We start from the raw sequence: 9,727 nt of genomic DNA, 5'->3' as shown, positions 1-9,727 counted from the left end.
CGAACCGGTGTCGGGATGTAGGCGTCGACCTGGGCCATCAGCTCGCGGATGGCGTCCTCGCCGATGGTCTTGTTGGAGTCTTCCAACGCAGCCAGCGCCGAACCCTTGACGATCGGAATGTCGTCGCCGGGGAACTCGTTCTTCGACAGAAGCTCGCGAACCTCGAGCTCGACCAGCTCCAGAAGCTCGGCGTCGTCGACCTGGTCGACCTTGTTCAGGAACACAACGATCGAGGGAACGCCGACCTGGCGGGCAAGCAGGATGTGCTCGCGGGTCTGCGGCATCGGGCCGTCGGCGGCCGACACGACCAGGATCGCGCCGTCCATCTGCGCCGCACCGGTGATCATGTTCTTCACATAGTCGGCGTGGCCGGGGCAGTCGACATGGGCGTAGTGACGGTTGGCCGTCTCATACTCGACATGCGCCGTCGAGATCGTGATGCCGCGCGCCTTCTCTTCCGGCGCCGCGTCGATCTGGTCATAGCGCTTGTATTCGCCAAAATACTTCGTGATCGCCGCCGTCAGCGACGTCTTGCCATGATCGACGTGGCCGATCGTGCCAATGTTCACATGCGGCTTGGTGCGCTCGAATTTACCTTTTGCCATAGTCTCTTTCCTTGGACGGCCTTGACCTTCAGTTCAGTCGAATGCGGGGCGATTAGCGACAACGGCCGAAAAACACAAGTGCCTTGTGGCTGAGCGGATTCCCGCTCGACCCGAACCAACGGTCGATTTCAGTGGGATATGGCGCGGATATAGGGGCGCCGCGCGTAAAATCAAAGGCTCCGGGCTGGCCCATTGCCGCCGCCGCGCCGCTCTGATCTTGTTCGCCGGATGCAGTTCATTCCATCCAATATCCGCGGTCCGCTGTTCATGACCGTCTCGACGGGGTCCTACCTCGTCAACGACACGATGATGAAGCTCGCGACCGCCGGACTGCCGCCCTATGAAGTGCTCCTTCTGCGCGGCGCGGCCGCCACGCTGTGGGGCGTGCCGCTGCTTCTGATGCTTGGCTACGCAAGGCAGATCCCGCTGCTCTTCGAGCGCAAAGTGCTGCGCCGCAACCTGTTCGAGCTTCTGGCGATCCTCTGCTATGTCGTCGCCTTGGCCAACATGCAGATCGCGGATTCCACCGCGCTCGGGCAGGTCACGCCGCTCATCGTGCTGGTCGGCTCCTCGATGCTGTTCGGCGAAAAGATCGGCGCCACGCGCATGGCGCTGATCGGCCTTGGCTTTGTCGGAGCGCTCATGGTGGCGCAGCCGACCATGCAAGGCATTTCGGTCTATGCGCTGCTCGCGCTCGGCAACGCCGCCTTCGCGGCGGTGCGCGACCTTGCCGGGCGCAAGGTGGGCGCCGAGGTGCCGGGCATGATCGTCGCCATCTCGGCTGTCGTGGTGGTGCTGGTCGGCTCAGGCGCGGCGCATCTCGTCTCCGAGCAATGGGTGATGCCGGAAGGACATCATCTGCTCCTGATCGCCGGCGCCGGCCTGTTCCTGATCTTCGGCCATTTCTTCATCTTCATGGCCTACCGGGTCGGGCCGACAAGCGCGGTCGCGCCCTTCTATTACTGCTTCACTGTCTGGGCGGTTATTTCGGGACTGCTGGTGTTCGGCCAGTTTCCCAACGCGCTCGCCGTCTGCGGCATCCTGCTGGTGATGGCCAGCGGCCTCGCCATCGTCTCGCTCGACGAAAGAAAACGCCGGCTGGCGATGGTCGCCTGACGACACGAGTCCAACCAAGGTCGACCCGGAATGGGTCGACCTTCAGCAGCCGATCAAATGCGGCTTTGCTTGCCTCTACAGCGTGCGCTTGCCGGAAATCTGGTGATAGGCCCAGAGCACGACGACCGAGCCGATCACAGCCACGATCAGGCTCCAGATGTTGAGGCCGGTGACGCCCGACGCGCCGAAGGCGCTGAAGATAACGCCGCCGACAATGGCGCCGACGATGCCGAGCACGATATCCATGATCATGCCCTGACCGGTCTTGTTGACGATCTTGCTGCCGATGAAGCCGGCAACGATGCCCAGAATGATCCAGCTGATAATGCCCATAATTTCCCTCCAAATTTCCCCGCCGCGCCATCATGGTCATATGATTGTCAAAAGCTCAAGACAGCTTGAAATTCCGTCCGTTTGCGCCATTGTGGGGCCGGGCGGACTTGGCTGGACAAGGAGATCCACTATGGGCCTTTTCGACAACGCCGTTCCGGGCGGCAATATCACCAAACCCCTGATGATCGCGCTCGGCGCGCTTTTGGTCGGCAAGATGCTGAGCGGCAGAAGCGAAGAGGCGGCCACGCCGCAAGCGCCGGCGCCGACGCCCGCGGGAACCGACGCGTCCGCCGATGGCGGCCTGCTCGGCGGTCTCGGCGGCCTGCTCGACAAGCTGAAGAATGCCGGCCATGGCAACGTCGCCGACTCGTGGGTCGGCACCGGCCAGAACCAGTCGATCAACCCGGGCGATCTCGGCTCGGCGCTCGGCCCGGCGGTGATCCGCGAAATCGCGCAGCGCACCGGTATGAACGAGCAGGAACTGCTGCAGCAGCTCTCAACGGCGCTGCCCGGCATCGTCGACAAGCTGACGCCGAACGGCCAGGTGCCGCAGAACCATCAGGTCGCCTCGGCCTTCAACAGCTAAACGTCTGGATGAGATGGAACGCTGCGTGCCACGGCGCGCGGCGTTTTCTTTGGGACATGCGAGGAGGAAATCTGGAGCGGGTAGCGGGAATCGAACCCGCATATTCAGCTTGGAAGGCTGCTGCTCTACCACTGAGCTATACCCGCGCCCTGCACTGAGGTACCGGATTCACCCGAAAAGCGCCATGCACTTTCGGTCCGAGACTTTTCGTTTCAGGGCTTCCGGGCCGGCAGTGGTGGAGAGGGTTGGATTCGAACCAACGTAGGCTAAGCCAACGGATTTACAGTCCGTCCCCTTTAACCACTCGGGCACCTCTCCAGTCTGCCGCCGGAGCCATGCAACGAGGCATTTTCGCCGATCCGAAGCCCGAGTAAGATCTTCTCCGAAATCAGCGAAGCGCCTTATGGCGGCAAGGCCGGTGGGTGTCAACCGGCGCGGCGAGGGTTTTTCGAGGATGTCCGGCATTCATGTCTTCAGCCCATATCCTTAGCCGGACGGGACGGCTATAGAAGCCGCCATGAGCGACGATAAAAGCAACAAGCCCGGCACGCGCAAGGACACCCACTACGCCAAGCTGAGGCGCGCGCACCGCGACCAGAAAGCGGGCGGGCCGCCGGCATTCCGGCCGCGCCAGCCGATGCAGCCGGGCGACGCGCCAGCCGACGGACTGGTGCGGCTTTACGGCCTGCACACGGTGCGGGCCGCGCTCGACAATCCGCGCCGCAGGATCAGGAAGATGCTGGTGACCCGCAACGCAGCCGAACGGCTTTCGATCGGCGAGCTTGCCGCCCTGCCCTTCAAGGCCGAGCTGGTCGAACCGAAGGACATCGACAAGATTACCGGTTCGGACGCCGTGCACCAGGGCGTGCTGATCGAGGCGGAGCCGCTCAAGGCCAAGCGCCTCGACGCGCTCGGCGACACAAAGCTGGTGCTGGTGCTGGACCAGGTGACGGACCCGCACAATGTCGGCGCTATCCTGCGCTCCGCCGTCGCCTTCGGCGCCGGCGCGCTGATCACAACCGCCCGCCACAGCCCGCAGGAATCCGGCGTGCTGGCCAAATCCGCCTCCGGCGCGCTGGAGCATATCGACCAGATCGAGGTTAAGAACCTCGCCGATGCGCTGGGTCAATTGCACGAGGCCGGCTTCCAGACCATCGGACTCGATTCCGAGGGGCCGGCAGAGCTCGAGAAGACCTTCGACGGCGAGAAAATCGCGTTGGTGCTGGGCGCCGAAGGCAAGGGCCTGCGCCAGAAGACCCGCGAGACGGTCGCCGCGCTCGCTCGCCTCGACATGCCGGGCGCCATCCACTCGCTCAACGTGTCGAACGCGGCGGCGGTGAGCCTCTACGCGGCGAACGCATTCCTGAGGCGCTGAACCCGGATCGGTCCTTGGGCATCGAAGCGAAAACGGGTCCCAGCGACGACGCAGGAACCCGTTCTCTGACAGGAAAAGAGCAGGCGGCGTGGGAACGTTGAGCCGCCCGCTCCTGACCTAAGCCGCCTTGCCCTTGGCTTGCGTTGCTTCCGCGCCAACCTCATGCGCCGCCATCCGCTCCAGCGCCCTGACCAGCGCCGAGTGATCTTCGCTGGACCCGCCATTGGCGGCGCAGGAATTGAACAGCTGCTGTGTCGTTGAAGTGTTGGGCAGCGACACGCCCAGCGCCTTGGCGCCTTCCAGCGCCAGATTGAGGTCCTTCTGGTGCAGTTCGATGCGGAAGCCGGGCGCGAAGGTGCGCTTGATCATGCGCTCGCCATGCACTTCGAGGATGCGCGAAGCGGCGAGCCCGCCCATCAGCGCCTGCCTGACCTTGGCCGGATCGGCGCCGGCTTTGGAGGCGAAGACAAGAGCCTCGCCGACGGCTTCGATGGTGAGCGCCACGACGATCTGGTTGGCGACCTTGGTGGTCTGGCCGACACCGTTCGGGCCGACCAGCGTGATGTTCTTGCCCATCCTCTCGAAGATCGGCCTGGCGCGTTCGAATGACTTTTCCTCGCCGCCGACCATGATGGTCAGCGACGCCGCCTTGGCGCCGACCTCGCCGCCAGATACCGGCGCGTCGAGGTAATCGCAGCCGAGCTCGTTGATCTTTTTCGCGAATTCCTTGGTCGCGATCGGCGAGATCGAGCTCATATCGATGACGAGCTTGCCCTTCGACAGACCGGAGGCGACGCCGTTCTCGCCGAACAGCACGTCCGCGACCTGCGGGGTGTCAGGCACCATGGTGACGATGATGTCGGCGGCCTTGGCCACCGCATTGTGGCCGGAAACGGTCTTCAGGCCCTTGGCCAAGAGATCGGCGGGCGGCTTGGAGCGGTGATCGCTGGCAATGACCCTGTAGCCAGCGTCGAGAAGATGTCCCGCCATCGGCGCGCCCATGATGCCGAGACCGATGAAACCGATGGTTTCCATGAAAGTTCTCCGTCGTGTTTGTCGAGGTCGCGTTCCTTCGCGCCCCTCTCTGGCCTGCCGGCCATCTCCCCCACGAGGGGGGAGATCAGCTGTTTCATCGCCGGCTCTTAAGCCGCGGCGCTTCCCTGCCCGGCGAATTCGCGGAACCAACCGAGCCCGGATACCGTGCCGGCCTTCGGCTTGTACTCGGCGCCGATCCAGCCGGAATAGCCGAGGCGGTCGATGTGGTCGTAGAGGAAAGGATAATTGATCTCGCCCGTCCCCGGCTCGTGACGGCCGGGATTGTCCGCAAGCTGGATATGCGCAATGCGACCGAGGTTCGCCTCGATGGTACGGGCGAGATCCCCCTCCATGATCTGCATGTGATAGATGTCGTATTGCAAATAGATATTCTTCGAGCCGATGCGGTCGATCAGCGCCAGCGCCTGATCGCTGAAGTTGAGGAAGAAGCCCGGTATGTCGCGGGTGTTGATCGGCTCGATCAGCAGCCTGATCCCGGCCTGCTCCAGCTTCTCGGCCGCGAAGGCGAGATTGTCGGCAAAGACATTCTCCAACACCGTGCGGTCAGCCCCCTGCGGCGCGATGCCGGCCAGGCAGTTGATCTGCTCGCAGCCCAGCGCATGGGCGTAGCTGATCGCCTTGGCGACGCCCTGGCGGAATTCCGGCACGCGGTCCGGCAGCACGGCAATGCCGCGCTCGCCCTTCGCCCAGTCGCCGGTCGGCAGGTTGAAGAGAACCTGGCTGAGGCCGTTCTTCTTCAGGCGAGCCGCGACGACGTCCGGCGCATGATCATAGGGGCCGATATATTCGACGCCCTTGAAGCCGGCGCGGGCCGCGGCGTCGAAACGGTCGAGGAACTCATGCTCGCCGAAGAGCATCGAAAGATTGGCTGAAAAACGCGGCATGCTTTTTCTCCTTCGCCCGCCTGAACTCAATCCAACATCATGATGGCCGTCGGCGCATCCTCGTTGCGTTCGGCAAGTTCCTCGAATTCGGTGATCTTGTCGATTTCCGTGCCCATGGAAATGTTGGTGACGCGCTCGAGGATGAATTCGAGGACGACCGGAACCTGGTGCTCCTTCATCAGCCGCTGCGCTTCCTTGAAGGCGCCGGCGAATTCCTCGGGCTTCTTCACGCGGACCGCCTTGCAGCCCATCGCCTCGGCGACCGCGACATGGTCGACGCCGTAACCCGCCTCCGGATCGCCTGCACGGTTGACGTTCTCGAAGGCGAGGCTCACCTCGTAATCCATCGAAAAACCCCGCTGCGCCTGGCGGATCAGGCCGAGATAGGCGTTGTTCACGACGACATGGATGTAGGGCAGCTTGTGCTGCGCGCCGACGGCCAATTCCTCGATCATGAACTGGAAGTCGTAATCGCCGGAGAGCGCGACGATGTCGCGGTCCGGATCGGCGGCGCGCACGCCAAGCGCCGCCGGCAGCGTCCAGCCGAGCGGGCCGGCCTGGCCGCAATTGATCCAGTTACGCGGCTTGTAGACGTGCAGGAACTGCGCGCCGGCGATCTGCGACAGGCCGATCGTGGTGACATAAGTGGTGTCGCGGGCGAACGCCTTGTTCATTTCCTCATAGACGCGCTGCGGCTTCAGCGGCACCTGCTCGAAATGCGTCTTGCGCTTCATCGTCTTCTTGCGCTGCTGGCACTCCTTCGCCCAGCCCGACCAGTCGCGCAGCTTGCCGGCGGTGCGCCATTCGGTGGCGACGTCGAGCAGGATCTTCAGCGCGGCGCCCGCATCCGAGACGAGGCCGAGATCCGGCGCGAAGACGCGGCCGATCTGGGTGGGTTCGATGTCGACATGGATGAATTTTTTCCCCTTCGTGTACACATCGACCGAGCCGGTGTGGCGGTTGGCCCAGCGGTTGCCGATGCCGAAGACGAAGTCGGATGCCAGCATCGTCGCGTTGCCGTAGCGGTGCGAGGTCTGCAGGCCGCACATGCCGGCCATCAGCCGATGGTCGTCGGGGATCGCGCCCCAGCCCATCAACGTCGGGATGACCGGCACGCCGGTGACTTCGGCGAACTCGATCAAAAGATCGGAAGCGTCGGCGTTGATGATGCCGCCGCCAGCGACGATCAGCGGCTTTTCCGCTTCGTTGAGCATCGAAAGCGCCTTTTCGGCCTGGGCGCGCGTCATCGCCGGCTTGAACGGAGCGAGCGGCTCATAGGCGTCGATGTCGAATTCGATTTCGGCAAGCTGCACGTCGACCGGCAGGTCGACCAGCACCGGACCCGGCCGCGACGAGCGCATCAGATGGAACGCCTTCTGCAGCGCCATCGGCACCAGATAGGGCTCCATGACGGTGACCGCCCATTTGGCGACGGGTGCGGCGATCGAAGCGATGTCGACAGCCTGGAAATCCTCCTTGTTGAGACGGGCGCGCGGAGCCTGGCCGGTGATGCAGAGGATCGGGATCGAATCCGCCGAGGCCGAATAGAGACCGGTGATCATGTCGGTGCCGGCCGGACCGGAGGTGCCGATGCACAGCCCGATATTGCCGGCCTTGGCGCGCGTATAGCCTTCGGCCATATGCGAAGCGCCCTCGACATGGCGGGCGAGCATGTGGCGTATGGTACCGCGCGCCTTCAGTGCCGAGTAGAGCGGGTTGATCGCCGCGCCGGGCACGCCGAAGGCATTGGTGATGCCTTCCTTTTCGAGAACGAGAACCGCTGCGTCGACAGCACGCATCCTGGCCATGACAAGCCTCCATTTCGTTGGTTGGCTTGACAATGCCATTGCGCCTTTGATTTTTCAATTTTTTCAGAATATTTTTTCATTTCTAGAAAACCCCTCTTGTTGCTTGATTTTATTTTGTTTTTCGTTTTCCAGAAATTCACCGCGACGATCACTGAAAAACTTTTTCATTGCGTCCGGCGTCAAATCGGCGAGAATGCCGGGCATGGAAACGACGGAAAAACGCCAGCGCGGCCGGCCGCGCGCCTTCAACGGCCCGTCCGAAGCGGCGTCGGTGCAGTCGCTCGACCGGGCGCTGCGGATCCTCGCGATCGTCGCCGAGGCCAGCGGGCTGTCGCTCAGCGAAATCGCGGCGCAAAGCGGCATTGCCGCCTCCACCGCCTATCGCATGCTGACGACGCTGGAAAACCACGGCATGGTCGAGTTCGATACGACCGACCAGCTCTGGTCGGTCGGCGTTGAGACCTACCGCATGGGCGCGGCCTTCCTGCGCCGGCGCAAGCTCGTCGACCGCGCCCGCATCGTCATGCAGGAACTCATGGAAAAGACCGGCGAGACCGCCAATCTCGGCGTCGCCGAGGACGATTGCGTCGTCTTCGTCAGCCAGGTCGAGACGCACCAGGCGATCCGCGCCTTCTTCCGGCCGGGCACACGCAGCCCCTTCCATGCTTCCGGAATCGGCAAGGCGGTGCTGGCGCATCTCGAGCCGGAACGGGTCGCGGCCATCCTGCGCAAGGCGGGCCTGCAGCGCTATACCGACAAGACGCTGTCCGACATCTCGGCGCTGGCCCACGACCTCGCGACCATCAAGCGCCGCGGCTGGTCGGTCGACGACGAGGAACGCCATCCCGGCATGCGCTGCGTGGCCGCCGCCATCTTCAACGAATATGGCGAGCCGATCGGCGGCGTTTCGGTGTCCGGGCCAACGGTGCGGGTGACGCCCGAGCGACTGGCCGAGATCGGTCCGCTGGTGCGCGACGCCGCAGTCGAAGTGACGAAGATGATCGGCGGCGGCAAAGCGTTCTGACTAGGAAGCGCCCGGCAAAGCGCTCTTGGCCGATATGTCGAAGAAATCGAGCAGGATGGCCAGGCCGACGCCACAGGCCGCCAAGATGAGGCCGGCGATGAATATGCGACTGGCGCGGTCATGAATGCTTCGCTGCAGGGATTTGATATCGAGCAGAATGGCCAGCGCCCGGATCTGCAGCGCAATGCCGACCAGGATCGGCAGGACGGCAATCAGATGGTAGGTCTGCCATGGGATCGGGTTGGCCGCCCAATGGGTGATGAAGCCTAGCGAGAACGCCAGCAGATGCCGACGATGGTGATGGTGCCGTTGCGGAAAACCGGTTCAACCCGTTCTTCCTTGGGATCCTGATTGTCCAAGCCACCCTCCCCTCGATTGGCGTCAAAGCCAGACTAGACGCTTGCAAAATCGCTGTACATCGGTGGTTGCTGCGCAAGAGCCGGCCGGCCACTGCCGGGCCGGACGCAGGGCTGTCTTGCCGCGGCGTTTGAATGCATGCGAAAGGGCATGGATGCGGAAAACAGCTTATCTCCTATCCGCCGCCTCGCTTTGCGGATGCGTGGCGACGACACCGCCGCCGACAGCACCCGTCGGCAGCCCCAGCAGCAACCCACAGGTCGATCCTATTCCAATTTCACTGGCCTTGGAGGAGATCATCACCGCCGGCGTCCGCCAGCACCTGAAAAGCCCTCTCGCCGCAAAGTTCGGAACGATGCTTGCCGGAGAGCGCACGCTGAACGGCCGCGACGAGACCGTGGTGTGCGGCTATGTCGACGACAAGGGCTCTCCCGGCGGCAGCGAACCGTTCATCGGCAAGATTTATCCCGATGCCGGAAACAGCTTTGAACTCGTCGCGATAAACGACGCTTCAGTCAGCGGCGCCTGCCGCATGGCGGGATTGGCGTTGCCCGAGCTGAAACCCAATTCCTAAGAACGCTGT

The 9,727-nt window shown here is 63.4% G+C and carries 12 protein-coding genes and 2 tRNA genes; 6 read left to right on the top strand and 8 right to left on the bottom strand.

The annotated features are described in order from the left end of the window. Nucleotides 1–605 (bottom strand): GTP-binding protein (locus FJ418_RS25805; protein ID WP_140870464.1); only part of this gene is annotated, 605 nt, incomplete at its 3' end. A gap of 228 nt (nt 606–833) precedes the next feature. On the opposite strand from FJ418_RS25805, the gene FJ418_RS25800 reads away from it, so the two are divergent. Next, nucleotides 834–1,721, top strand: coding sequence for a DMT family transporter (locus FJ418_RS25800; protein ID WP_140870461.1), 888 nt, complete (start codon nt 834–836; stop codon nt 1,719–1,721). Nucleotides 1,722–1,796: 75 nt separating this feature from the next. Here FJ418_RS25800 and FJ418_RS25795 read toward each other — a convergent pair whose 3' ends face one another. After that, nucleotides 1,797–2,054 carry a GlsB/YeaQ/YmgE family stress response membrane protein gene (locus FJ418_RS25795; RefSeq protein ID WP_027170387.1) on the bottom strand — a complete coding sequence of 86 codons (258 nt, stop codon included), beginning with the start codon at nt 2,052–2,054 and terminating at the stop codon, nt 1,797–1,799. A gap of 130 nt (nt 2,055–2,184) precedes the next feature. Between FJ418_RS25795 and FJ418_RS25790 the strand changes: the two genes are divergently transcribed. Further along, nucleotides 2,185–2,640 carry a YidB family protein gene (locus tag FJ418_RS25790; protein ID WP_140646973.1) on the top strand — a complete coding sequence of 152 codons (456 nt, stop codon included), beginning with the start codon at nt 2,185–2,187 and terminating at the stop codon, nt 2,638–2,640. 72 nt (nt 2,641–2,712) lie between these two features. On the opposite strand, the gene FJ418_RS25785 is transcribed toward FJ418_RS25790, so the two are convergent. Together FJ418_RS25785 and FJ418_RS25780 are read right to left on the bottom strand one after the other, a co-directional pair. Beyond that, nucleotides 2,713–2,786 (bottom strand) — tRNA-Gly (locus FJ418_RS25785). A gap of 87 nt (nt 2,787–2,873) precedes the next feature. Continuing rightward, nucleotides 2,874–2,958 (bottom strand) — tRNA-Tyr (locus FJ418_RS25780). Between the two features lie 199 nt (nt 2,959–3,157). On the opposite strand from FJ418_RS25780, the gene FJ418_RS25775 reads away from it, so the two are divergent. After that, entirely contained in the window at nt 3,158–4,015 is an 858-nt protein-coding gene (locus FJ418_RS25775; protein WP_140870458.1) for an RNA methyltransferase, read from the top strand. 117 nt (nt 4,016–4,132) lie between these two features. On the opposite strand, the gene FJ418_RS25770 is transcribed toward FJ418_RS25775, so the two are convergent. The 4 genes from FJ418_RS25770 to FJ418_RS32080 all read right to left on the bottom strand — a co-directional run bounded on the left by FJ418_RS25770 (nt 4,133) and on the right by FJ418_RS32080 (nt 7,967). After that, nucleotides 4,133–5,200, bottom strand: coding sequence for a 2-hydroxy-3-oxopropionate reductase (locus FJ418_RS25770; RefSeq protein ID WP_281407585.1), 1,068 nt, complete (start codon nt 5,198–5,200; stop codon nt 4,133–4,135). Beyond that, nucleotides 5,158–5,955, bottom strand: coding sequence for a 2-oxo-tetronate isomerase (gene otnI, locus FJ418_RS25765; protein WP_140870452.1), 798 nt, complete (start codon nt 5,953–5,955; stop codon nt 5,158–5,160). Before otnI ends, FJ418_RS25770 begins: the two co-directional genes overlap by 43 nt. A gap of 26 nt (nt 5,956–5,981) precedes the next feature. Further along, nucleotides 5,982–7,763 (bottom strand): glyoxylate carboligase, encoded by a 1,782-nt coding sequence (gene gcl, locus FJ418_RS25760; protein ID WP_140870449.1) that lies wholly within the window; start codon nt 7,761–7,763, stop codon nt 5,982–5,984. Nucleotides 7,764–7,826: 63 nt separating this feature from the next. Next, complete coding sequence (locus tag FJ418_RS32080) at nt 7,827–7,967, bottom strand: hypothetical protein (protein ID WP_181167088.1); 141 nt, start codon at nt 7,965–7,967, stop codon at nt 7,827–7,829. Between FJ418_RS32080 and bhcR the strand changes: the two genes are divergently transcribed. The 3 genes from bhcR (at nt 7,966) to FJ418_RS25745 (ending at nt 9,718) form a co-directional block, all read left to right on the top strand. Continuing rightward, complete coding sequence (gene bhcR, locus FJ418_RS25755) at nt 7,966–8,787, top strand: HTH-type transcriptional regulator BhcR (protein WP_140646968.1); 822 nt, start codon at nt 7,966–7,968, stop codon at nt 8,785–8,787. The genes FJ418_RS32080 and bhcR overlap by 2 nt on opposite strands. 120 nt (nt 8,788–8,907) lie before the next feature. After that, entirely contained in the window at nt 8,908–9,057 is a 150-nt protein-coding gene (locus FJ418_RS32445) for a hypothetical protein (protein ID WP_246683215.1), read from the top strand. Nucleotides 9,058–9,346: 289 nt separating this feature from the next. Further along, entirely contained in the window at nt 9,347–9,718 is a 372-nt protein-coding gene (locus FJ418_RS25745) for a hypothetical protein (protein WP_246683214.1), read from the top strand. Nucleotides 9,719–9,727: the final 9 nt, after the last annotated feature.

The sequence above is a fragment of the Mesorhizobium sp. B2-8-3 genome, assembly GCF_006440815.1.
Taxonomy (GTDB): Bacteria; Pseudomonadota; Alphaproteobacteria; order Rhizobiales; family Rhizobiaceae; genus Mesorhizobium.
This window is presented reverse-complemented; position numbering and strand designations above follow the sequence as displayed.